Annotated in this window: 20 protein-coding genes; 8 read left to right on the plus strand and 12 right to left on the minus strand. The window is 59.3% G+C overall.

All coding sequences use genetic code 11. The features are described from left to right. Positions 1–362: 362 nt before the first annotated feature. From purU to OU800_RS06340, 4 genes are all read left to right on the plus strand, one after another. On the plus strand, positions 363–1,214 hold the full coding sequence (gene purU / locus OU800_RS06325) for a formyltetrahydrofolate deformylase (protein WP_268182078.1): 852 nt from the start codon (positions 363–365) through the stop codon (positions 1,212–1,214). Positions 1,215–1,256: 42 nt separating this feature from the next. After that, positions 1,257–1,682, plus strand: a complete 426-nt coding sequence (locus OU800_RS06330; RefSeq protein WP_268182079.1) for a CBS domain-containing protein — start codon at positions 1,257–1,259, stop codon at positions 1,680–1,682. 15 nt (positions 1,683–1,697) lie between these two features. After that, on the plus strand, positions 1,698–1,871 hold the full coding sequence (locus OU800_RS06335) for a hypothetical protein (protein WP_268182081.1): 174 nt from the start codon (positions 1,698–1,700) through the stop codon (positions 1,869–1,871). A 105-nt stretch (positions 1,872–1,976) separates the two neighbouring features. Continuing rightward, positions 1,977–3,458, plus strand: a complete 1,482-nt coding sequence (locus tag OU800_RS06340) for a helicase HerA-like domain-containing protein (RefSeq protein WP_268182082.1) — start codon at positions 1,977–1,979, stop codon at positions 3,456–3,458. Between the two features lie 132 nt (positions 3,459–3,590). Here OU800_RS06340 and OU800_RS06345 read toward each other — a convergent pair whose 3' ends face one another. Further along, on the minus strand, positions 3,591–3,809 hold the full coding sequence (locus tag OU800_RS06345; RefSeq protein WP_268182084.1) for a hypothetical protein: 219 nt from the start codon (positions 3,807–3,809) through the stop codon (positions 3,591–3,593). Between the two features lie 713 nt (positions 3,810–4,522). Between OU800_RS06345 and OU800_RS06350 the strand changes: the two genes are divergently transcribed. Continuing rightward, a complete protein-coding gene (locus OU800_RS06350; RefSeq protein WP_268182085.1) occupies positions 4,523–5,278 on the plus strand; it encodes a FadR/GntR family transcriptional regulator in 756 nt (251 codons plus the stop codon). A 28-nt stretch (positions 5,279–5,306) separates the two neighbouring features. Here OU800_RS06350 and OU800_RS06355 read toward each other — a convergent pair whose 3' ends face one another. The 6 genes from OU800_RS06355 to OU800_RS06380 form a co-directional block, all read right to left on the minus strand. Beyond that, positions 5,307–6,209: an EamA family transporter gene (locus OU800_RS06355; protein WP_268182087.1), complete on the minus strand. Its 903-nt coding sequence runs from the start codon at positions 6,207–6,209 to the stop codon at positions 5,307–5,309. Positions 6,210–6,348: 139 nt separating this feature from the next. Further along, positions 6,349–7,629, minus strand: a complete 1,281-nt coding sequence (locus tag OU800_RS06360; protein WP_268182089.1) for a TRAP transporter large permease — start codon at positions 7,627–7,629, stop codon at positions 6,349–6,351. Next, positions 7,629–8,156 (minus strand): TRAP transporter small permease, encoded by a 528-nt coding sequence (locus OU800_RS06365; RefSeq protein ID WP_268182091.1) that lies wholly within the window; start codon positions 8,154–8,156, stop codon positions 7,629–7,631. Before OU800_RS06365 ends, OU800_RS06360 begins: the two co-directional genes overlap by 1 nt. A gap of 57 nt (positions 8,157–8,213) precedes the next feature. Beyond that, positions 8,214–9,188, minus strand: a complete 975-nt coding sequence (locus tag OU800_RS06370; protein ID WP_268182093.1) for a TRAP transporter substrate-binding protein — start codon at positions 9,186–9,188, stop codon at positions 8,214–8,216. Between the two features lie 81 nt (positions 9,189–9,269). After that, positions 9,270–10,145 carry an SMP-30/gluconolactonase/LRE family protein gene (locus tag OU800_RS06375; RefSeq protein ID WP_268182095.1) on the minus strand — a complete coding sequence of 292 codons (876 nt, stop codon included), beginning with the start codon at positions 10,143–10,145 and terminating at the stop codon, positions 9,270–9,272. A gap of 45 nt (positions 10,146–10,190) precedes the next feature. Continuing rightward, positions 10,191–11,018 (minus strand): NAD-dependent epimerase/dehydratase family protein, encoded by an 828-nt coding sequence (locus tag OU800_RS06380; protein WP_268182097.1) that lies wholly within the window; start codon positions 11,016–11,018, stop codon positions 10,191–10,193. Between the two features lie 468 nt (positions 11,019–11,486). Here OU800_RS06380 and OU800_RS06385 point away from each other — a divergent pair, with 468 nt between their 5' ends. Continuing rightward, entirely contained in the window at positions 11,487–12,644 is a 1,158-nt protein-coding gene (locus OU800_RS06385; protein WP_268182098.1) for an L-talarate/galactarate dehydratase, read from the plus strand. A gap of 200 nt (positions 12,645–12,844) precedes the next feature. On the opposite strand, the gene OU800_RS24230 is transcribed toward OU800_RS06385, so the two are convergent. From OU800_RS24230 to OU800_RS06400, 4 genes are all read right to left on the minus strand, one after another. Next, on the minus strand, positions 12,845–13,099 hold the full coding sequence (locus OU800_RS24230) for a Mov34/MPN/PAD-1 family protein (protein ID WP_442964764.1): 255 nt from the start codon (positions 13,097–13,099) through the stop codon (positions 12,845–12,847). Between the two features lie 205 nt (positions 13,100–13,304). Continuing rightward, entirely contained in the window at positions 13,305–14,975 is a 1,671-nt protein-coding gene (locus OU800_RS06390; protein ID WP_268182099.1) for a ThiF family adenylyltransferase, read from the minus strand. Positions 14,976–15,012: 37 nt separating this feature from the next. Next, positions 15,013–16,221, minus strand: a complete 1,209-nt coding sequence (locus OU800_RS06395; RefSeq protein ID WP_268182101.1) for a CBASS cGAMP synthase — start codon at positions 16,219–16,221, stop codon at positions 15,013–15,015. Then, positions 16,214–17,257: a CBASS cGAMP-activated phospholipase gene (locus tag OU800_RS06400; RefSeq protein WP_268182102.1), complete on the minus strand. Its 1,044-nt coding sequence runs from the start codon at positions 17,255–17,257 to the stop codon at positions 16,214–16,216. The genes OU800_RS06395 and OU800_RS06400 overlap by 8 nt, the downstream gene beginning before the upstream one ends. A 207-nt stretch (positions 17,258–17,464) precedes the next feature. Here OU800_RS06400 and OU800_RS06405 point away from each other — a divergent pair, with 207 nt between their 5' ends. Together OU800_RS06405 and OU800_RS06410 are read left to right on the plus strand one after the other, a co-directional pair. Further along, a complete protein-coding gene (locus OU800_RS06405; protein WP_268182103.1) occupies positions 17,465–18,142 on the plus strand; it encodes a response regulator transcription factor in 678 nt (225 codons plus the stop codon). Then, on the plus strand, positions 18,130–20,232 hold the full coding sequence (locus OU800_RS06410) for a sensor histidine kinase (RefSeq protein WP_268182105.1): 2,103 nt from the start codon (positions 18,130–18,132) through the stop codon (positions 20,230–20,232). Before OU800_RS06405 ends, OU800_RS06410 begins: the two co-directional genes overlap by 13 nt. A gap of 234 nt (positions 20,233–20,466) precedes the next feature. On the opposite strand, the gene OU800_RS06415 is transcribed toward OU800_RS06410, so the two are convergent. Next, on the minus strand, positions 20,467–21,987 hold the full coding sequence (locus tag OU800_RS06415) for a tripartite tricarboxylate transporter permease (RefSeq protein ID WP_268182107.1): 1,521 nt from the start codon (positions 21,985–21,987) through the stop codon (positions 20,467–20,469). Positions 21,988–21,990 lie beyond the last annotated feature (3 nt).

The following is a 21,990-nucleotide window of genomic DNA, read 5'->3' on the forward strand; positions in this document are numbered from 1 at the left end:
TAATAGTCATGCGTTCAAAACAAGTAAACACTGAAATAAAAACTTCTGCTTGCGCTCTGCAACCGATTGTATCTGCCAGACAATAGTGAACCAAGATTGTTCGTTTAGTTCATGATTCGCTTTTCATCCTGAAGTACCGAAGCGTTGTCGGCGTGTGTTTTGTATTTCGCGCCTGCTGCATGAGGTGAAAAGCCTCGCTGTCAGACAAGTTGAGGCTGCGGATATTGCGGGTGAATACCAGGATGCTGCGCGTCAGGGCCGCCGTCTGGAATGCACGGCGGTGCGCTCGTCTGCGCTCGACGGTTTTTTCTGCAAACCCTAGAATGGCGCACTTTTGCGCTGTTACCTGGGGTCAAAACTTCATGCGTACGTTCAGACTGGTCATTTCCTGCCCAGACCGTGTCGGCATCGTTGCCAAAGTCAGTAATTTCCTGGCCACCTATAACGGCTGGATCACCGAAGCCAGCCATCACTCCGATACCCAGAGTGGCTGGTTCTTCATGCGTCACGAAATCCGTGCCGATTCCTTGCCATTCGATCTGGAGGGCTTCAAGCAGGCCTTCGCGCCCATCGCCCGTGAATTTTCCATGGAGTGGCGCATCACCGATTCGGCGAAGAAAAAGCGTGTGGTGCTGATGGCCAGTCGTGAGTCGCACTGCCTGGCCGATCTGCTGCACCGTTGGCACAGCAACGAGCTCGATTGCGAGATCCCCTGCGTGATCGCCAACCATGACGATCTGCGGCGCATGGTGGAGTGGCATGGCATCCCTTACTTCCATGTGCCGGTCGACCCCAAGGACAAGGCACCGGCCTTCGCCGAGGTGGAGCGACTGGTCAAGGAGCACCAGGCCGATGTCATCGTCCTGGCGCGCTACATGCAAATCCTGCCGCCGGCGTTGTGCGCCGAGTATGCACAGCGGGTGATCAACATTCACCACAGCTTCCTGCCGTCGTTCGTCGGTGCCAAGCCCTATCACCAGGCCTCGCTGCGCGGCGTGAAGCTGATTGGCGCGACCTCGCACTACGTTACCGAAGAGCTGGACGCCGGCCCGATCATCGAGCAGGACGTGGTACGCGTGACCCATCGCGACGATATCGAGGAGATGGTGCGCCTCGGCAAGGACGTGGAAAAGATGGTATTGGCTCGTGGGCTACGCTATCACTTGGAAGACCGGGTTCTGGTGCACGACAACAAGACGGTGGTATTCGACTGATCCGTCGTCGGGGCCGAACCCCCACTGTGGAGGACGCTGCCCATGCTCAAATCCATCAAGGTGCGCGACTACATGACCCGCCGCCTGGTGACCTTCAGATCCGACACCGATCTGTTCACCGCCATCAACCGTCTGCTGGAGCACCGTATTTCCGGGGCTCCGGTGGTCGATACCCAGGGCCATCTGATTGGCATGCTGTCGGAGGGCGACTGCCTGCGCGGCATTCTCTCCGGTGCCTATTACGAGGGCACTGGTGGTTGCGTCAGTGCCTACATGACCACCGATGTCGAGGCGATAGGCCCGGACGTCGATGTCATCGAGCTGTCCGAACGTTTTCTCAACGGTCGACATGGCCGTCTGCCGGTGGTCGAGGACGGTCGTCTGGTGGGCCAGGTCAGTCGGCATGATGTGTTGCGCGCGGTGAAGGAATTCGCCCAGCACGATCCCGGTCATGTCGAGGCGAACTGAGCGGAGACTGTATTCATGAGCGATCCACTGGACAAGGCGACATCCAGCGCACCCCCGACCCTGGGCGAGGGCTGTGTGCGGCGCTACGATCCCGAGGCCTTGAGCGAAGAGGATGGCACCGACTTCGCAGGGGCCGCCGAGCTGTGGCAGCAATTGCAGGACGAAGCGGACGAAGCGGATCCCACCTGAGGGGCACTTGCCCAGGCTGCCTGGCGTATTCGCAGCGACGGTGGCGGATGGCGCAGATCCGAGGTGCACGAAACAGCGACAGACTCCAACTCAGAGGACGGCAAGATGCCTGCAAGTTCCCAGTTCATCATCGGCGCCGGTAGCCAGGGGCAGCCGGTGGGCCAGCCGCTGCGCCTGGCCAACCGTCACGGCCTGATCGCCGGGGCCACCGGTACCGGCAAGACCGTGACACTGCAACGCTTGATCGAAACCTTCAGCGATGCCGGCGTGGCGGTATTCGCCGCTGACGTCAAGGGCGACCTATGCGGCCTGGGAGCCATGGGCGCACCACAGGGCAAGGTGGCCGAGCGCATCGCCAGCATGCCCTGGTTGGAGCATCGGCCGCAGGCTTATCCGCTGACGCTGTGGGATGTGCATGGCCTCAGCGGTCACCCGTTGCGTACCACGCTCAGCGAGATGGGGCCGTTGCTGCTCGGCGCCCTGCTGGAGTTGACCGACAGCCAGCAGGCGGCGCTCTACGCGGCGTTCAAGGTGGCCGACCGCGAAGGGCTGTTACTGCTCGATCTCAAGGATCTCAAGGCTCTGCTCGGCTACCTCAAGGACAACCCGCAGGTGCTCGGCGATGACGCCGCGCTGTTCACCAATACCTCGGCGCAGGCGCTGTTGCGGCGTCTGGCCGGGCTGGAGCAGCAGGGCGCCGAGGCCCTGTTCGGCGAGCCGGCCTTGCAGCTCGAAGACCTGCTGCACCCGGATCGCGATGGCCGCGGACGGATACATCTGCTCGATGCCAGCCGCCTGGTGCACGAGGCGCCCAAGGTCTATGCCACTTTCCTGCTCTGGCTGCTGGCCGAATTGTTCGAGCAACTGCCGGAGCGCGGCGATGCCGACAAGCCGGTACTGGCGCTGTTCTTCGACGAGGCGCACCTGCTCTTCCAGGGGACGCCCAAGGCCCTGCAGGAGCGCCTGGAACAGGTGGTGCGGCTGATTCGTTCCAAGGGCGTGGGGGTTTACTTCGTTACCCAGTCGCCCAGTGATCTGCCCGATGAGGTGCTGGCGCAACTGGGCTTGCGTATTCAGCACGGCTTGCGCGCCTTCACCACCAAGGAGCAGAAAGCGTTGCGGGCAGTGGCCGAAGGCTTCCGTCCCAACCCTGCCTTCGACAGCCTGACGGTGCTGACCGAACTGGGGATCGGCGAGGCGTTGGTTGCCACCCTGGAGGACAAGGGTACCCCGGCCATGGTGCAGCGTGTGGCTGTGGCGCCGCCGCAGTCGCGCATCGGCCCCTTGAGTGCAGGCGAGCGCGCAGCGCTGGTGCGCCAGTCGCCTTTGGCCGGGCGTTATGACAAACCCATCGACCGCGAATCGGCCTACGAGCGGTTGCTGGCTCGGGCAACCCAGACCGCCGATGCTGACAAGGCTGCCAAGGCAACGGCAGAGGCGCCGGGGCTGGGACAGATGGCCGGCGAGTTTCTTGGTGGCATTGCCGGGCAAGCCCTCAAGTCCGCCGTGCGCCAGGCAGCCAATCAACTTGGCCGGCAACTGGTGCGCGGTCTGATGGGCTCGCTGTTGGGTAGCAAGAAACGCTGAATGTCGAAGAACCGAGGGCGCAGCTAATGAGCGCGCGGGCACGACTTGTCGTGGCCGCGCGTTGGTTCATGCGGCAGTACAAGCTCGTTAGTTATTCGAGATATCTTCGAGGAAATGACGACAGCGGCGAACTTAGCCGAGTTCTTCTGCCGCTTCCTGTTTCTCTCTGCGTTCTTTTTCGATCTTCTCGATTTCTTTATCGAAGGCCTGATCGAGCAGGCTTGGGCGTTTGCGCCAGGGTTTGCGGTCGGGATCCGGTTGAGCGGCGTAGGTGATGACTTCCCCGCCGTATACGTCCTTGTAACGCTGCGCCTGGCGCTCGAGCTCGGCGCGCAGTTCGTCTTTCGTCACTTGGCTTTCCTATTTTTCTTCAATGATTTCAGGTGGCACGTGAAGCATCGACTTCACTGTTGCGGCCATCCTCTGATTCGGTAGTTCTGAACCGGCCATGCTGGCCCGGCAGTACCTTGGAGCGTGATTTTCCCGTTTAGTTACAGTGGAGATGTAACTTGCTATCTGCAGCGCTCGAAACAGTGCGCGCCATTATCGCCAAAAGTTCTCGACTGTCCAGCGTCGTCATGCCATCCACGCCTGGGATTGCAATTCGTAGCGCAATTGGCAAGTTGCGCCGGGCTGCAATAATTCGAGTCCCGCCCGGCCTGGCAAATGGTGCCTATTGACCGGATGGCTGACGGGCTCGAAGCAGAAGAAGGGGCGCTCGGGCGGGCAGAACAGCAGGTAGATCGAGCTGTCCTGTGTTCGGCCGTGCAATTGATAACTGAATGATGCGCGCCTCACCGGACCAATCGGTAAAGGTATTGTCCAGCGGCTCGGACGGTAATGCTCGCGCAACGTAGAAATCCCATTGCGCAACAATGGCGACCTGTTCGCGGGACAGTTTGTCTACATCGCACAGCCATATCCGCTGCGCTGGCGCCCTGCAGCCGGGTGAGGCTGTCTTGCAGCGGCAGCACTGGACAGGGTCGAGGTCGCAATTGATAGTGTCATCGTACAACTGCTGGGCTATGATTGGTGCTGACCGTAAGCCGAGAATCGCCATCGATATGGACAATATCCCTGCCCAACCCCGCACCCCTCGCAAGCAACGCAGCCTGGCCCAGGAACTGGTGGCCGAGCTGTCGCAGCGTATTCGCGATGGTGTGATCAAACGCGGTGAAAAGCTGCCGACCGAGTCGGCGATCATGGCGGAGCAGGGCGTCAGTCGTACCGTGGTGCGTGAGGCCTTGTCGCGCCTGCAGGCCGCCGGCCTGGTGGAGACCCGCCACGGCATCGGCACCTTCGTGCTCGATACGCCCAGCGCCAGCGGTTTTCGCATCGACCCGGCGACCATCGTCACCCTGCGTGACGTGCTGGCCATTCTCGAGCTGCGCATCAGCCTGGAGGTGGAGTCTGCCGGCATGGCTGCACAGCGCCGCAGTGACACCCAACTCCAGGCCATTCGCGAGGCGCTGGATGCGATCAACGAGAGCACGGCCAACTCCAGCGATGCCGTGTCTTCGGACTTCCAGTTCCACCTGCGTATCGCCGAAGCCACCGGCAACCGCTATTTCACCGACATTCTCAGCCACCTGGGCACCAGCATCATCCCGCGTACCCGGGTCAATTCCGCGCGTCTGGCGCATGACGATCAGACGCACTACATGGCGCGCCTGGAGCGCGAGCACGAGCAGATCTTCGAGGCCATCGCCCGCCAGGATGCCGAAGCGGCGCGGGCGGCCATGCGTCTGCACCTGACCAACAGCCGTGAACGTCTGCGCCAGGCCCACGAAGCCGCCGAGGCCGAGGCGCTGCACGGCTGACAAGGACAAAGGCGGGCTGCTCATTCCTTCAACGGCGGTAGGCCAGGGCGACGATGCCGCCGACCACGATCAGCCCGCCCAGCACCTGCAACCCGCCCAGCAACTGACCCAGGATCAGCCAGCCGAAGAACATGCCGGCCACGGGTTCCATGTTCATCACCGGCGCGTTGCGTGCGATATCCAGCCGGGGCATGAGAATGAACAGCAGGGAAAAGGCCGTGCCGTAGAGCAGCACCAGCACCGCCAGGGCCATCCAGCCTGTGATGGCGTTGGGTAGGCCCAGGCCCCCGGGCAGCGCGCCGCTGAGGCCAGCGAGGGTGGAGGCGCTGAACACCACGGCCATGGTCAGCATGCTGCGTACTCGTCCGGGCATGCGTGATAGCCGGTGCTCGGTGATCCACAGGGCCACGGCGAATACGCCCGCGGCGGTCAGGCTGAACAGCACGCCCTGCAGCCAGTGGGCGTCGATGCTGGTTGCGCCGCTCAGGCGCGCCGGCACGTCCAGCACCAGCACCAGGCCGAACAGGATCACGCCCATGATCGCCGCGGCACGGCCGGTCGGTGCCGGCCCGCCGAGCAGCCAGGTCAGCAGCGCCAGAAGAATGGGCGAGAGGTTCACCACCAATAGCGCCAGGCCCACCGGGATGCGTGCCACGGCGGAGTAGATGCAGAAGCTCTGAACCGCGATCAGCAGCCCCAGCATCAGTTGCCAGCCCCAGGTACTGCGGTTCAGCCGCAGCGAATCGCGTTGCCACAGCACCAGTGCGCTGAGTACCAGGAAGGTCACTCCCGAACGGCAGAGAATGGCCAGCAGCAGGCCTGCTTCATGATCGAAAGCGATCCGCGCGGCGATATGGTTGCCGGCGAAGGCGCAGGCCAGGGTGGCGAGAATCAGCGCGGCGACATGCCGGGGGAAGGGAACGGCTGACATGAAGGGGCGTTGTGTCCTTGTGAAGCGAGGCGCCGCCAGGCGACTCGGGTTGCGCCGGTGCATAGCTGTCGGCGTGAAGACATGCGTGATCTTCGAGGTGAGCACGCATGAGTTCGTTCCCGCATCAGCCGCCTGGTGATCAGAGCACGACGCTCGGCAACCACAGCGAGATGGCCGGGATGTAGGTGACCGCCATCAACACCGCGAACAGCGCGGCATAGAAGGGCAGCAGGGCCTTGACCGTACTCTCGATGCTGACCTTGCCGACGGCAGCGCCGACGAACAGCACCGCGCCCACTGGTGGCGTGATCAGGCCGATACCCAGGTTGACCAGCATGATCATGCCGAAGTGTACCGGGTCGACGCCGAAGGAGGTGACCACCGGCAACAGGATCGGCGTGAGAATCAGGATCAGCGGCGCCATGTCCATCAGCGTGCCCAGTGCCAGCAGCATGAAGTTGATGCACATGAGGATCACGTAGCGGTTGTCCGACAGGGCCAGGAAGGCGGCGGTGATCTTCGAGGGAATCTGCATCAGCGTCATGATGTAGCCGAACGCGGCGGCGAAGGCGATGAGGATCATCACGATCGACAGCGTGCGCACGGTGCGGTGCAGCATCTTCGGCAGTTCGCTCCACTTGTAGTCGCGGTAGATGAACAGGGTCACGAAGAACGCCCAGACCACCGCCACGGCTGCCGATTCGGTGGCGGTGAACACGCCGCTGAGGATACCGCCGAGGATGATGACCATGGTCATCAGGCCCCACAGCGCTTCGACGCAGATCTTCAGCGCCTGGCGCAGCGCAATCACCTCGCCCTTGGGGTAGTTGCGCTTCCTGGCGAACCATAGGCACAGCGCGGCCATGCTCAAGCTCAGCAGCAGGCCCGGGCCGATACCGGCGACGAACAGCGCGGCGATGGACACCGTGCCGCCAGCGGCCAGTGAGTAGATCACCGAGTTGTGGCTGGGTGGCGTCAGCAGCGCCTGCACCGAGCCGGAGACGGTGACCGCCGTGGAAAACTCGCGCGGGTAGCCTTGCTTTTCCATCTCCGGGATCAGCACCGAACCGACCGAGGCGGTATCAGCCAGGGACGAACCGGAGATGGCGCCGAAGAAGGTCGAGGCGGTGATATTGACCAGCGACAGGCCGCCGCGGACGAAGCCCACCAGCACCCCGGCGAAGGCTACCAGGCGCCGCGCCATGCCGCCTTCGGCCATGATCGCGCCGGCCAGCACGAAGAACGGAATGGCCAGCAGGGAGAATTTGTTCACGCCGCCGGTAATCTGGATCATCACCGCGTGCAGCGGAATGTCGATCCACCAGGCGCCGATCAGGGCAGAGATACCCAGAGCGTAAGCTACCGGTACGCGCAGCAGGATCAGGGCGATGAAGCTGCCCAGCAGGATCAAGGCGTCCATTACACGGCCTCCTTGGAGTCGGCGCAGTTTTCGTAATCGACGGCGCGGCGTTGGTGCTGATCGCCGTACAGCAGTTGCTCGATGACGAACAGCAGGGTGATGAAGCCGCCTAGCGGAATGGGGGCGTAGCTGATGCCGACGCGCATCCAGGTCAGGGTGCTGAGGTATTGGTTCCAGGTCGCCACGCACAGCTTGTAGCCCCAGATCAGCATGAACAGGCTGATCGCCCCCATCGCCAGGCGCACGAACAGCGTGAGAAAGGGCTGAGCCATAGCGGGCAGACGGTCACTCAACACCTGCACGGCCATGTGCGCACCGGCGCGATAGCTGGCAGCGGCGCCGACGAAGGTGAACAGCACCATCAGCAGGATGGCCACCGGTTCCGGCCAGCCCAGACCTTGGCCAAGCACATAGCGACTGAATACACCCCAGGGGATGATCAGGGCCATGATCGTGATCGCCAACCCGGCAACTGCGATGCAGGCCCGGTAGATGATGTCATTGATGCTCAGTACCAGGTTTTTCATGAGGCTTCACCACAGGTGGCGCCTTTCAGCGCCACGTCGTTGTTCAGAAGTCGGGCGTTACTTGACCGCTTCGATGCGCTCGATCAGGTCGGCGAACTGCGCGCCGTACTTCGCACGAACCGGGGCGGTGGCGTCGTAGAAGGGTTTGCTGTCGACTTCGATGAACTCGACGCCTGCGGCCTTGAGTTTCTCGTCGCTGGCCTTCTCCTTCGCGGCCCACAGCGCCCGCTCTTCCTGCTGGGCCTCCTTGGCCAGCTTCTTGACCAGAGCCTGCTGCTCGGGGGTGAGCGCGTTCCAGGTGGTCTTGGACATCAAAAGCGGCTCGGGGAGGATCAGGTGGTGGGTCTGGGTGTAGTACTTGGCCGCGCGAAAATGGTTGTGCTCGAGCAGGGTCGGCGAGTTGTTCTCAGCGCCGTCGATCACGCCGCTCTGCAGGGCGCTGAAGATTTCCCCGGTGTCCATGGCGATGCCGTTGGCGCCCATGGCATTGAGGGTGTCGATGAACAACGGGTTGCCGATCACGCGGATCTTCATGCCCTTGAGGTCTTCGATCTTGCGCACCGGCTTCTTGGTGTAGAGGCTGCGGCTGCCGGCCTCCATCCACGCCAGGCCGACCATGTTGAAGTCGGAGTCGGTGATGGCGTCGAGGATTTCCTGGCCGATCTCACCGTCGACCACCTTGCGCATGTGCTCGACGTCGCGGAACACGAACGGCATGTTGAACACGTTGGTGGCGGGCACCACCGGGCCGACCGAGCCGAGACTGACGCGAGTCAGTTGCACGGCGCCGATCTGGGTCTGCTCGATGACTTCCTTCTCCGAGCCGAGCACACCGCCGGCGAACATGCGCGACTTGATCTCGCCGTTGGTGGCTTCTTCGAGTTTCTGACCCAGGTGCTCCATGGCCACCACCGTGGGGTAGCCGGCTGGATGGATCTCGGCGATCTTCAGCGTCACCTCGGCCTGAGCGAAGGAAGAGAGGCCGAGGGCTAGCGGAAGTGTGGCGAGAAGCAGCTTGCGTTTGAGGTTCATGCGGAAAGCTCCATCTTGTTGTTGTTGGAGAGAACAGCAGTGCAAGTCCGGCGCCGCCAGGTGGCCCGGAGTGAAGCGAGTTCAGGGGCGGTAGCTCGGCTCCTCGAGGCCGCGCACGCCGGGGTTCAGAGCAAATACGCCGCCTGCCAGGGGCTGGTCGGAGAGATCGCCAGCCGGGCGGATCGAGGTGACGAACAGGGTGTCCATGCTGGCGCCGCCGAAGGCGCACATGGCCGGTTTCTTCACCGGCACGGCGAGCGAGCGGTCGAGGCGGCCATCGGGGGTGAAACGGTGGATCAGGCCGGCATCGTTGGCGCAGATCCAGTAGCAGCCATCGATGTCCACGGCCGCTCCGTCCGGCCGGCCGGGATGCTGCTTCATGTCGATGAACAGGCGGCGATCGTGCGGCGTGCCGCTGTCCGTGTCGTAATCGAAGGCCCATACCGCCTGCACCGACGGGTGCGAGTCGGACAGGTACATCCTGCGGCCATCCGGGCTGAAGGCCAGGCCGTTGGGCACGATCAGGTCATCCAGTACCTGCTGCAGTTGGCCGTCGTAGCGATACAGCGCACCGGCCCGCGTGCCGGCCGCTATGTCCAGCAGCATGCTGCCAGCCCAGAAGCGGCCCTGACGGTCGCAACGCCCGTCGTTGAAACGCATCTGTGGGCGGGCATGCTCGACTGGCGTCAAACGCTCGGCTTGCAGGCTGCCGTCGTCTTGAGGGCGCAGATGGAAGAGGCCGCTCTGCATGCCGGCCAGCCAACCACCGGCCGGGTGCATGGCCAGACAGGCGAGCATTTCATCGGCTTGCCAGACATGCGTTTGGCCATCGGCGGCGGACCAGCGGTGCAGGCGGGCGGCGGGGATGTCGACCCAGTAAAGCGCCTGTTCGACAGCATTCCATACGGGGCTTTCACCCGTGGCGTTGCGCGCATCGACGATCAGTTCGGCAGTCATGGCTGAAGCGCTCTGGTTATGGCTTGAGTCGGGGCGTTGTGCGGCTCAATCGTCGCCGAACGGGCCGGCGGCCACGAAGGCGCCCCCCTGATAGATGCGTACCGGGTCGTCGGCCGCCGGCATCGGCTGTGCCTCCACCTTGGCGCGGAACACTTCCGAGCTGTCCTTGGGTTGGAAGCCCAGATGCGCGGCCTTGCCGTTGTCCCACCACACCTCGCGGTTATCCGACACGCCGTAGACCAGGGTATGGCCGACCTCGGGGGTGTAGAGGCTGCGCTCGATCAGTTGGGTGAGATCGTCGTAGCTCAACCAGGTGCTCAGCATGCGGCGGTTGGCCGGCTCAGGGAACGACGAGCCGATACGGATGCTGACGGTCTCGATGCCATGGCGGTCGAAGTAGAAGCTGGCCATGTCCTCGCCGTAGGACTTGGACAGGCCGTAGTAGCCGTCCGGGCGGCGCGGGGAGTGGGCGTCGAGCTTTTCGTCCTGCTTGTAGAAGCCGATCACATGGTTGGAGCTGGCGAACACCACGCGCTTCACGCCATGGCGACGGGCCGCTTCGTAGATATGGAACACGCCGCAGATATTGGCGCCGAGGATTTCCTCGAAGGGGCGTTCCACCGATACGCCACCGAAGTGAATGATGGCGTCGACGCCTTCGACCAACCGATGCACGGCGTGCTTGTCGGCCAGATCGCAACGCACGACTTCTTCGTGCGGGCCGGCGGGCGGAGCCATCTCGGCGATGTCGGACAGGCGCAGAACATTGGCGTAGGGGAGCAGACGTTCGCGCAGTACCTGGCCCAGGCCGCCGGCAGCGCCGGTCAGTAGCAGGCGATTGAAAGGACGGAGCGCGCTGGAGGTGCTTGTCATGGCGGTGCCTGAACTCCGGTTGCTTGTTGTTATCGATTTGTCATACGTTGTCATATGACATGGCATTGATGTCAGCACCTGATTTGCCGGATGTCAACGCGAACCTGTTCAGGCGTTGCCAGGCCATGGTCGCGTTCGGGCTCGGCCAAAGGTCTTGCGAGACCTCGGAGCAAGGCTGCTTGAAAGCGCTTTCAAGGCTCTAGATCGGGCCTCTTGCCTGCTCTTGGTCGATCAACGGCAGGGCCTGCGCAGGGGGCTCGGTGACAGGCAGTGGGCTCAGGCTGTATACGACTAATGTTGTATGACAACGCTGGCGCGATTTGTCTCAGTAACGGGGAGGCATGCATGGGGCGAAGCAATTCTCTGGCGTGTTCCGCTCGGGCGCCGACCCTGGTCGTAGCCTGAAGCGGGTTGCCCTGTTTCGGCGACCTGGTTGGGTCGTCGATTGTCCATCCCGAGGAGGTTTGTATGAACGATCGATCCGCCCCTGTCTGCGCCGATGACGACCGCATCGCCTGGCTGAGCTTGCGCTCGGTGGCGCTGCCGCTGGCCAATCCGATCAGTGATGCCAAGGTGCTCACCGGCCGGCAGAAGCCGATGACCGAAATCGCCATTCTGATCGCCGAGATCGAGACCCGTGACGGGCACCGCGGCCTGGGTTTCAGCTATTCCAAGCGTGCCGGTGGCCTGGGGCAGTTCGCCCATGCCCTGGAAGTGGCGCCGAACCTGATCGGCGAAAATCCCAGCGATATCGCCAAGCTGTGGGACAAGCTGTGCTGGGCCGGCGCCTCGGTTGGCCGTAGCGGCCTGGCGACTCAGGCCATTGGCGCCTTCGACGTCGCCCTGTGGGATCTCAAGGCACGTCGCAGTGGTCTGTCGCTGGCGCGTTTGCTTGGCAGTCATCGCGATTCGGTGCGTTGCTACAACACCTCCGGCGGCTTCCTGCATACGCCGCTCGACCAGTTGCTGAAGAACACCGACAGCTCCCGCGAGAAGGGCATCGGCGGCATCAAGCTCAAGGTCGGTCAGCCCGACTGGGCCCTGGATATCCACCGCGTCAGCACGGTGCGTGAACATCTGGGCGAGAGCTTTCCGCTGATGGTCGATGCCAATCAGCAGTGGGATCGCCCGACCGCACGGCGCATGTGCCGACGCCTGGAGCCTTTCGACCTGATCTGGATCGAGGAGCCGCTGGACTGCTACGACGCCGAGGGGCATGCCGAGCTGGTGCGCCTGTTCGATACACCGATCGCCACCGGCGAGATGCTCACCAGCCCGGCCGAGCACTGGGAGTTCATCCGCCAGCGCGGTGCCGATTTCCTGATGCCCGATGCACCGCGCGTGGGCGGCATCACGCCGTATCTTCGCGTGCAGAGCCTGGCCGAGCAGGCCGGCATGACCCTGGCGCCGCACTTCGCCATGGAACTGCATGTGCATCTGGCTGCCAGCCATACGCGCGAGCCCTGGGTCGAGCATTTCGAGTGGCTGGAGCCGCTGTTCAACGAGCGTATGGAAATCCGCGACGGGCGCATGCTGGTGCCGACCCGCCCGGGTCTGGGCCTGAGCCTGAGTGAGCAGGTCGCTGGGTGGACGGTGCAGCAGGCCGAGGTGGGGCGGCGAGACTGATAGGGAAGGTTCTTCGGAACCTATGGTGAACCGATGGATATGCCCCGCCTGGAGTCGGGGCATGTGGCCAGGTCGCATCAGGAGACTTTCGGCGCATTGCGGGCTGCTACGTCCGGCTGCCATCGGCCAGGAGCGGACTGGGCCGAATTGGTTTACAAACTGCCGCTGACGCTTAGGGTATCTACAAAAGCAGTGGCGATTCAGCCCTTCGTCAGTTGAAGAATCTCTTGCAGGCTCGCTCCGCAACCAAGCCATAAGCTATTGCCTGACGAACCTACGATGGCGAATAAGTGCAAGCTCGACAGTACCTTTGTCAGCTTCTTCCACTCCACATGGTCTTTGGATGAGGGGGTAGGGACGCTCTGCGGGTGCGTATGCCAATCTCCCACATAGTCGACAGTACCTTCGCTACTTGCCCAAGCATCACGTGCAGCTTTTTGATGGCCAGTATCCAGGCGATCGAATCGAAGTCTTGCTCTCTTGTCGTTCGGGAGGGGCCGGTTGCCGAGATTATGTGAATATGGCCACCGGCTCTATGGCCCAAAAGGATGCCTCCAGCTTCAGTCGAATTGGATTTTGTCTGGGCATGCGACATCAGAAGATCCCAAACATGTCCTTCGATCAGGACGTACCGCCCGGAACCGTCTGGCCAAGAAAAGACTATCTCGTTGCGCATGCGGGACAGCCAACTAGCGGCCTGATGTTCTGGTTTTTAACCTTGAAAACATCGGCTGTTTCGACCGATCTGGTTCTGAAGCGGGGGCTTGGGTCATCTGACCTCAACCAGTCGACAATCAGATCCATCGCGAGTGCAACAGCAGAAATTGGGGCGGATACTGCGTATGGTGTGTAGTGTTGGCAGGCTCTGTATGACTTCTCAGGGGCTTCTTTGAGTACCCGGTATCGTTCCTGCATATGGTTCTCACCGTTGGATCGCAGGCATCTGAAGCACCCAAACTCTTGGCTATCAGTCCATAACACCTGAACAGTTTCTCCATTGCCTTTGATCCAGACATGGAGAATCGGTGGAAAGCAGTGTTCGGCGTTGATTTGGGCTTCGTTCAGCATCTCGGCAACTGGTTCCTCGCCTGTCGCGTTCACGACCAAGTCAAAGTCCTTCAAGGAGTTTGGCGAGCGCATTTCGAGATCATGAGCCTCGATATTGATGCCTGGTAGCTGCAGATGAGCCTCATCTTTCAGGGCCTCCGCTTTACTTTTGAACAGATATTTAAAGCCGAGCGCATGCCGGCCTAGGTTTTCAGGCATGAGAATCTGGGGGTCGAACAGCTCTAGCTTGCCTTCTCCGTGGCCTGCTCCCAGGCGTATGAGTGCCTGAGCCAAGTAGCCGCCTATGGCGCCGCAGCCAATCAATGCCACTTTTCGCCCGGACAAAGCTGCCCCTAGTGATGACGTCAGGTTTCTTGAGCCGATGAAGCTATGACTGAGATCCTGCACTCGCAGCCTGCTGATCTTTTCACCGCCGCCATAAGTGAGCAGAAATTGAAATAGCGCTTGTCCGCGGTACTTGCCTCCGCGCGACAGGGCGAGCCTTTTGAGGATCGTTGAGTCGATGGAAAATCTGAATCCCACCCAGCCGACTGGGCAGTCAATCAGGAAGTAAGCGAATCCAATGTCTAGGAATTTCTTGTCGGTCTCAATGATTGTTTGGCATCTCTTGTAAAGAGAGATGTCCCATTCCTTCAGCCACTGGAGTGTTTGTTTAATTGTCCAGGGGAGGGCATCCGTGACCGGTGGTTGAGAAGCGCTTTGAAAGACCCAGCAGTAAGTCTTGGTTTCTTCGTTGGCTTGCTCCCCCCACACTGCAGCCATCTTAGAGGTGGAATCGGCGTCCGTGGAGATGACCCTTCTGAGCCGATCTCCAGGTACAAAGGAGTAGACCGGTGCTGACTGGGCTGAGGCTGACATGTTGCCTACGCCCACATGCAAGACTGTGCCTTTGCTCGGAGCCGTCCAGTAAGCCTGAAACTCGGCTTGGAAGTCACTGAGGTTTCTTGCGGGGTTAGCAATGAGGTCGTTGAGTAACCCGGTGGCTTGATTTAGGCAGCGCAGAATGGAGCCAGCGGGGTTGTAGCGATCAAGGATGACTTCGCCTTTGGCCATGTAGCAGAACGAGCCATCGGTTACATGGTGGGCCATCCGTTTCGGCAAAAAATCCGGCTGTCCCAAGATACGGATCTTGGGGTAGTCGACGAAGTCCCAGTCTGAAACGCTCAGCTCTATGCTGACCTCACCTGCATTACAGGTGAGGTCTCCGACAAAGCGCCGGTAACCGCCCTTGATGGGCAATGCACGAAAGTTCAGGTCGTGCATTAACCGGAGAACATCCCCAACTCGTTTGGCGTCCATATCAGCCCGCCGAAGTGTTGGGAACGTAGGGAGTCGCGACGATGGCCGGCGATGCACTGCGCACGATGTTTGCCGGTGCCTCCTCTTGAATCAACTCAGGGGAGAAGGGAATGCGATCGCCGAGCACCGCGCGTAGCGAATGAAGCGCGCTCGAGCCCTGATGAGAGGGGGCGTTTCTTGAGCTACGTAGACTCGTTACAAGGCGATCAGCAGCACGCCCGGCTTCGATACGCTTGTCGTGCTTGAGTCTGTTAAAGTCTTCTGCGCTCTCATCAATGCCATGCTCATAGATATCACCGCGCACCGCTTGGGCAACCACCGCAGCGGCCTGCTCGAGGGCGATGTCGTCACGACCTCTTTTGCCTTCAAAGCCCTGGGCGATGGCAATCATCAACGAGACAGAGGTGGGACCTCCATTCTTCCAGTTGAAGTCCCTCCACGCTTTCATATAGCGGCAGACCCGGAGGAATTGCTCTCCCAGCTCGCCAAACCGCGTGATTTGATCACGAAACCACTTGGCAACGCTTTCAGGGTCTGAGGCGATCCATTTCCCGGTTCTCGATGCCATCATGATTTGATCAAGGTCATCCCAGGTTTGGGCATTGGCATAGACCGAGTCCATCGACTCCATCGATTCCCACATCATGCCGAAGTGAACCGAGTTCACCGCCCTGGCTTCTGCCTTCAGCATGGCAGTCTTCTCTACCACCTTCTCAAAGTCCGCGGCCGGAGCTGCGTACAGCGGTATGTCGATGTGTGCCCAGCTCGCAACATCGATGCGAATACAGGTGTCTTTCGCATCGTCGCCCGTGACGAGCGTCCATCCTTCCTGAAGGCAGAGTATCTGGAGCAGCGATTCGACCAGATCAAAGTAAGCCTTTGCCATCTCTGCCGGCGGGCCGTTCTCCTGCCAGACATCCACCGGGAGGTACACCCCGTAGTCGAGGTCCATTTCTTGGTCGAGCGTGTGTGCAGGTTGGATGCACGTGCTGTAGGCCCAAGAGCCTTGCGTGCGGAAGCGGGGCTGCACCTGTTTTTGCATGCCCAGCACGTGAACCGTGGCATTAGCAATCGCAGGCTTCAAGTAGTCCTTAATTTTCGTCCTGCAGGACCGCAGAAATGCCCGTTGCTCATCATCCGGAAGGAGTGCGCCGTGCAGATGCTCAGCATCTGCGGAGGAGGAGTAGAAGATCTTGGTGAGATTAAGCATGGCATTCCTCCTGAGATTGAGCATGTGCGCCGTAATAGAACTTCGGTTTTGCCGCTTTGTGAGCAAACAGGCTCATGAATTTGGGATCGCCCAGGCAGCTTTTGGCTTTCTCCAGTCCCGCCCCACGTAGCACCTCCTGTGCATCCTTGTCGGCCTTATCCAATGCGACGGCTTTTGAGCGATCGTCTGTCAGATCCTCATCAATGTGGGTGTATCGACCTCCTAGCCTATGCATCAGCATGAAGTCGCAGAGAGATTCTTGGACCGAGATCGACAGGCCGAAGAGGCGCTGGGCTGCCTTGAAGGGGTTGCCTCCGCCCCAGTCGACCGCGCCGCCATTACGGTTGTTTTTAGGGTTCACCGTGAACTTGGAGGACATCGTGCCAATAGAAAGAAGCTTCAATTGGGAAACGTCGGCGCCAAGGAACGTTTCGGCTTCATGGACAGCCAGAAGACCAGGGGCGTTTGCGAAGAGACCTCCGTCGACGTACTGGTTGTGTTGAAAGAAATGGCGCGGGAAATAAGTGGGAGCAGCACTGGTTGCTAGCCCGATGTCTACCATCTTGTGGAGATGGTCGCGGCGGAAATTCTCGTTGTGAGGTGTCTTGAATAGGACGGGCTTACCAGTTGAGTAGTTGATGGTGGGAATGATGACTGGATGCAGAGCATCACCCAGCAGCCGCTCCCCCAGCATGTCTTCAGCTGAGATGACCTTCTTCAGTTCCTCACTGCTGAAGGACGACTTGAAAATAGGCATGCGGGCCCTGGGTTTGAAGATATCCCGACCTTTCTTAACAAACATCTCCACTAAATTGCTGGCGGGAATTTCGTTGGCAATCGCTAGGGCCAGAATTCCACCGATAGAGGTACCTGCAATGAGGTCGAAATGCTGAGCTATGGGGCCGCCCAGCTCACGCTCAATTTCAGCCAAGATCGTTGCGGTATAGAGGCCGCGGTATCCACCACCGGATAGCGCGAGAATTTGAAAGCTTTCACGAGACATGAACAATTTCCTTCTGATGATGATCAGAGTCATGGGAAGGAATCTACGCATGCAACCGTGAGGAAAAAACGCGGTTAGCGGATGGCTTTGATCATGAAACTGAGGCGTCGCATCGACAGCGCGGTAAACGCTGCGGGATGTGATGAAAAGCAGGTGAACGTGAGGATTTCCTCATGCGGAGGCTCTTGCGCTAGGGCCTGCAAAGGAAAATCATATCGGTAATAGAGTGAGGATAGGTTCATGTACAAGATTGCCGTGATCGAAGATGTTCAAGAAGTGAACGAATCGCTGGCAGAATATTGCAGACAGCTAGCAGAAAATGTGAAAGTTGATCAGTTCCTAGATCGAGAATCGGCTGAAGAGGCTATCGTAAAAAACAATTACTCTCTGATTGTGCTGGATATTGAGCTGGCCCCGGATAGGAACGCAGGCTTCGGTATCGTTAAGGTTAATAGTAAGAATTTCAATAGCCCAGTCATTGTTGTTTCGGGATTAGATCACTTGGTTTACAAGTCAATAATGCTGGAGCTGGATGTTTGGGATTACCTAGTTAAACCAGTGACTGAGCCTAGAGAGTTTATTGATTCGGCGCTGCGTGTCCTGCATCGAGCATCTAAGACCAAGCAGGAGTCAAATGATGCTGTTGCGGATTTCTATATAAACCAGGAGACCGGAAAGGCTTATTATAAGGATAAGGCACTAAATATACCTCATACGGCGAAAATGATTCTTCAAAAAATATATAGCGCCCAGGGTGCGGTCGTGGCTTATGATGATCTATACGGTCTTGTTAAGAGCGGGCGTAATCCCCAAGGACTGCAGCAGCACTTCCGAACTATACGAGTGGCCTTGCAGGAGGTGGCCGCGGACGGAAATATAGATGTGGTGCGAATGAAGGGCGCAAGATGGCAGGGGTAGCTATTGATCTTGCAAAGATTCGCATCAATCTTGCCAAAGCTAAAATTCGCGTATCGATCTATGGGGCAATTTTTCTCATTTTTATCGTAGTCTCGGTAGGTACCAAATTTACACTGGACTTGAGCTTCAACTCTATCGCCTCTCAGTATGAAGCACATATCGACAGGACTCTTGAGAGAATTGCGTACGAGTACGACTCGCTTGATGGGCGTATTTCGCTTTTGAATATCAGCGCCCCTTCCGCTGGTATGCAAGGTATACCGCCGTATGTTCTGCCCATAGAATACGTGTCTGTGATGCCTGGCCATACGGAAGAGCTTAAGGCGCTGCCAAGCTGTAGCTACTCTCTCGACTCCTCCAACAGAAATCGAGTCTGTGTTGGCGTGCTCAATAATAAGGAACCAGGGGCTATAGCCTATATCCGCGGCTCGTTCTCCACGAGCGATACGCTGGTTTCGCCGAGGTATGTGGATAATCCTGCAACTGGTCATAGATTTATTGTGTCCATTAGTTCGCGGGGAAGGGTGGACGACTACACCATAACCTTCGATCCCTTGTTGAGAAACCTGAAGGCGCCAGTACCCTATCTCTCCGAGGCTTGGAGCCTCACGGGTTTCAAGACTGGAAAGTCCAGGAACTTAGCATATGCCAGGGAGCCCGAAATTAGAGGCCGAGTGCTCAAGGCCGAAAGATCGGGCGACTCTTCGGGGGATTACGAATTTATTTTTCAGGTTCCGTTATCTTCGTTCTTAGATGATGCATATCGCGCGAACAAAGACTCGAGTCGTCCCTGGCCGCCCGAGGATATCTACGAGGCGAGAATAACGGTCTCCCTGCATAGACCTGGCGCAGGGGCAGAAGAGAAGATATTTGACTCAACCCAATTTCAGTCTGATCCAATATTCTCCCTTGATAATGCGCGCCGATATTTATCGCGTGGAGAGCAGCTATCTTTTCGATCTAAGGGTGGTGAGGTGTACTCTGTCTTTCCTGATGTTACTGGGTATGCGGAGTCGGAAAAGGGAATACTCCAAGAGCTCTATGCCAAGGTTACCAACTGGTTTATTAATTTTCTTGTTTCATCTCCGGTGGTCACCAAGGAATCAGTCATTGATGGTGGAGCAACTATCAGCATACAAGGGGATGCATCGAATGTGCTGACGGGGTGGAGAGAGGCCGCTGGTGCCAGTATTGCTTTCGCTTTCGTGCTATTTGCGCTCTTGATAGCTGTGCTGGTCTATCTGCAAATTTTTATTCTGTCGCCACTATACAAGGTCAGGAAGAATACGCTTTTTATGCGGGAAAAGTTTAGCGACAAAGATCGCAGAGATCCGCCTTACTCCATAAGTTCAAGTAAAAGTGAGATTGGTGTTCTTTGGGAGAATATCCAGGAACTTCATCAAGCCTTAACGTCAGCGAATGAGATCTCGACGGAGAAAGCGAATAGGGAGAGAGAGCTTATGCTGTCGCTTGGACACGAGATCAGGTCGCCGCTGCAGAGCCTCATATCGCGGCATCCGGATGCGAGGGACGCTGACCGGAGGGATATAGACCGGATTTCATTTGCGTTGGAAACTCTGTCCGGAGCTTATGCTGAGAGCGATGCTGGCGGCGGACTCAAACGACATCCGAAGGATATCTTTGCAAGCTTACCTGCAAACACCACTAGCGAGAACGTCACAGAGTATCTAGTGAATGCCGCCGAGTCTCATCATATAGGAGGGATTGTATATGATGGTTCTGAAGAACCAGTCTATGCCCTGGCAAATGGGGATATGCTAGAGTCGGTGTTGGATGCTGTTATAAATAATGCAAATGATTTTAGAGATCCAGGTACGCCTATTGTGCTCTCTGTCGGGGTGGAGAATACGCACGTTGCAATTATAGTGGCCAATCAAGGTCCACCTATACCGGAAAATAAATTAGAGGAAATATTCAATTATGGTGTTTCCCTAAGAGCAGGCCCGGGGGGTCACTTGGGGCAGGGGCTTAACATGGTGCGGAGCTATGTCGCGAGCATGCAGGGAAAGGTTTCTGCTTTAAACGTCGGAAATGGGGTTGAGTTTAGAATTCGCCTCCTGAAAACCTGAGGCGGACTGGGGGCTGTGGTCAACGAAAACTGGATTAAATCGCCCCTAATTTCAGAGACATATCCGAGCGGCTGCTTCTGGCCGTTTTCTGCCGCAGCAAAGGTTGCCAGCGAGCCATGCAGCCAAGGGATGCTGAAAGGTACCGTAGCTGCGTAGCCAAGCGAGTCTGCAAGTAATCAAGCAAAAGGCCCCGCCAACCGATTAGCTGGCGGGGCCTTTTGCTTGCCGTCTGGCTCAGGTACGCAGAATCTCGTTGATCGCGCTGGGCTTGGGGCGCAGCGCGCTGAACACCTGCCAGAGCACGAAGGCCAGGGCCAGACCCAGGAAGGTGCCGGCGATGGGGTTGGTGAAGAAGTCGGCGAAGTTGCCATCCGACAGCATCAGGCCGCGACGCAGGTTGGTTTCCGCCATCGGCCCGAGGATGAAGCCGATGATGAACGGCGCCGCCGGCATACCGGCCTTGACGAAGCCATAGCCGAGCAGGCCGAACAGCAGGATCGACCAGACGTCGAACAAGCGGCTGGACAGGCCGAAGGCACCGACCACGCACAGCACCAGGATGATCGGCAGGAGGATGTGCTTGGGCACGTCGAGCAGCTTGATGAACAGGCGCAGGCCGTAGAATTCCATGAACAACATCATGACGGTGGCGACGATCAGCGCGGCGAAGATGGTGTACACCAGCGGGCCCTGGCTGATGAACAGCAGCGGGCCGGGTTGGATGCCGTGGATCAGGAAGCCACCGAGCATGATCGCGGTGACGGTGTCGCCAGGGATGCCCAGGGTCATCAGCGGCAGCATGGCGCCACCGATGCCGGCGTTGTTGGCCGTTTCGCTGGCTACCACGCCACCGATGTTGCCCTTGCCGTAGGTGTGGCCGTCCTTCGCACGCTTCTTGGCGATGATGTAGGACACCAGGTTGGAGGTGCCGGCACCGATGCCCGGGAGGATGCCGATGCCCAGGCCGATCAGCCCGGAGCGGCCGGCGTTGGGCAGTTGTTCGCGGAACTCCTTGAGCGAGAAGCCGAAGCCCTTGATGTTCTTCATGCTCACCGACTTGGCCTTGCCCTGTACGGCATGACGGCCGGTTTCGGCTACCTTGATGATCTCGGCCACGGCAAACATGCCGATCATCACCGTGAGCATGGAGAAGCCGCCGTTCAGCTCGCTGAAGTCGAAGGTGAAGCGGCGGATGGCCTCCACCGGTGCGATGCCGACGGTGGACACGGCAATCCCCAGCGCACCGGCGAACAGCCCCTTGACCATGGAGCCGGCCGACAGGGTGGCGATCAGGGTCAGGGAGAACACGGCGATGGCAAAGTATTCATGCGGGCCGAAGCTCAGGGCCACCTTGGCCAGTTGCGGGGCGAGGAACATCAGCGCGACGATGCTGAAGATGGTGCCCAGGAAGGAGAAGACGATCCCTATACCCAGTGCCTTGACCCCATGGCCCTGTTCCATCAGTGGGCCGCCGTCGAACACCGTGGCGATGGAGGAGGGCGTACCGGGAATCTTCAACAGAATCGCCGAGATCAGACCGCCGGAGGTGGCACCGATGAACAGCGCCACCAGCAGCGACAGGCCCGCCTGCGGGCCCATGGTGAACGTCAGCGGCAGGCACAGGGCTACCGCCATGGTGGCGGACAGGCCGGGTACGGCGCCGAACACGATGCCCACGGCTACGCCGATGGCCATCAGCAGCATGATATGGATGGAGAAGACAGCACCGAAGCCTTGCTGCAGTAATTCGAGCATGGT

This window comes from Pseudomonas sp. GOM7 (genome assembly GCF_026723825.1).
Lineage (GTDB): Bacteria > Pseudomonadota > Gammaproteobacteria > Pseudomonadales > Pseudomonadaceae > Aquipseudomonas.

Bases quoted from the DNA above. Each gene is read 5' to 3' on its own strand.
- OU800_RS06375 (WP_268182095.1), bottom strand. From the start codon at position 10,145: ATGACTGCCGAACTGATCGTCGATGCGCGCAACGCCACGGGTGAAAGC.
- OU800_RS06395 (WP_268182101.1), bottom strand. From the start codon at position 16,221: ATGCTTAATCTCACCAAGATCTTCTACTCCTCCTCCGCAGATGCTGAG.
- OU800_RS06365 (WP_268182091.1), bottom strand. From the start codon at position 8,156: ATGAAAAACCTGGTACTGAGCATCAATGACATCATCTACCGGGCCTGC.
- OU800_RS06400 (WP_268182102.1), bottom strand. From the start codon at position 17,257: ATGACTCTGATCATCATCAGAAGGAAATTGTTCATGTCTCGTGAAAGC.
- OU800_RS06415 (WP_268182107.1), bottom strand. From the start codon at position 21,987: ATGCTCGAATTACTGCAGCAAGGCTTCGGTGCTGTCTTCTCCATCCAT.
- OU800_RS06335 (WP_268182081.1), top strand. From the start codon at position 1,698: ATGAGCGATCCACTGGACAAGGCGACATCCAGCGCACCCCCGACCCTG.
- OU800_RS06380 (WP_268182097.1), bottom strand. From the start codon at position 11,018: ATGACAAGCACCTCCAGCGCGCTCCGTCCTTTCAATCGCCTGCTACTG.
- OU800_RS06360 (WP_268182089.1), bottom strand. From the start codon at position 7,629: ATGGACGCCTTGATCCTGCTGGGCAGCTTCATCGCCCTGATCCTGCTG.
- OU800_RS06350 (WP_268182085.1), top strand. From the start codon at position 4,523: ATGGACAATATCCCTGCCCAACCCCGCACCCCTCGCAAGCAACGCAGC.
- OU800_RS06410 (WP_268182105.1), top strand. From the start codon at position 18,130: ATGGCAGGGGTAGCTATTGATCTTGCAAAGATTCGCATCAATCTTGCC.
- purU (WP_268182078.1), top strand. From the start codon at position 363: ATGCGTACGTTCAGACTGGTCATTTCCTGCCCAGACCGTGTCGGCATC.
- OU800_RS06385 (WP_268182098.1), top strand. From the start codon at position 11,487: ATGAACGATCGATCCGCCCCTGTCTGCGCCGATGACGACCGCATCGCC.
- OU800_RS06355 (WP_268182087.1), bottom strand. From the start codon at position 6,209: ATGTCAGCCGTTCCCTTCCCCCGGCATGTCGCCGCGCTGATTCTCGCC.
- OU800_RS06330 (WP_268182079.1), top strand. From the start codon at position 1,257: ATGCTCAAATCCATCAAGGTGCGCGACTACATGACCCGCCGCCTGGTG.
- OU800_RS06390 (WP_268182099.1), bottom strand. From the start codon at position 14,975: ATGCACGACCTGAACTTTCGTGCATTGCCCATCAAGGGCGGTTACCGG.
- OU800_RS06370 (WP_268182093.1), bottom strand. From the start codon at position 9,188: ATGAACCTCAAACGCAAGCTGCTTCTCGCCACACTTCCGCTAGCCCTC.
- OU800_RS06405 (WP_268182103.1), top strand. From the start codon at position 17,465: ATGTACAAGATTGCCGTGATCGAAGATGTTCAAGAAGTGAACGAATCG.
- OU800_RS06340 (WP_268182082.1), top strand. From the start codon at position 1,977: ATGCCTGCAAGTTCCCAGTTCATCATCGGCGCCGGTAGCCAGGGGCAG.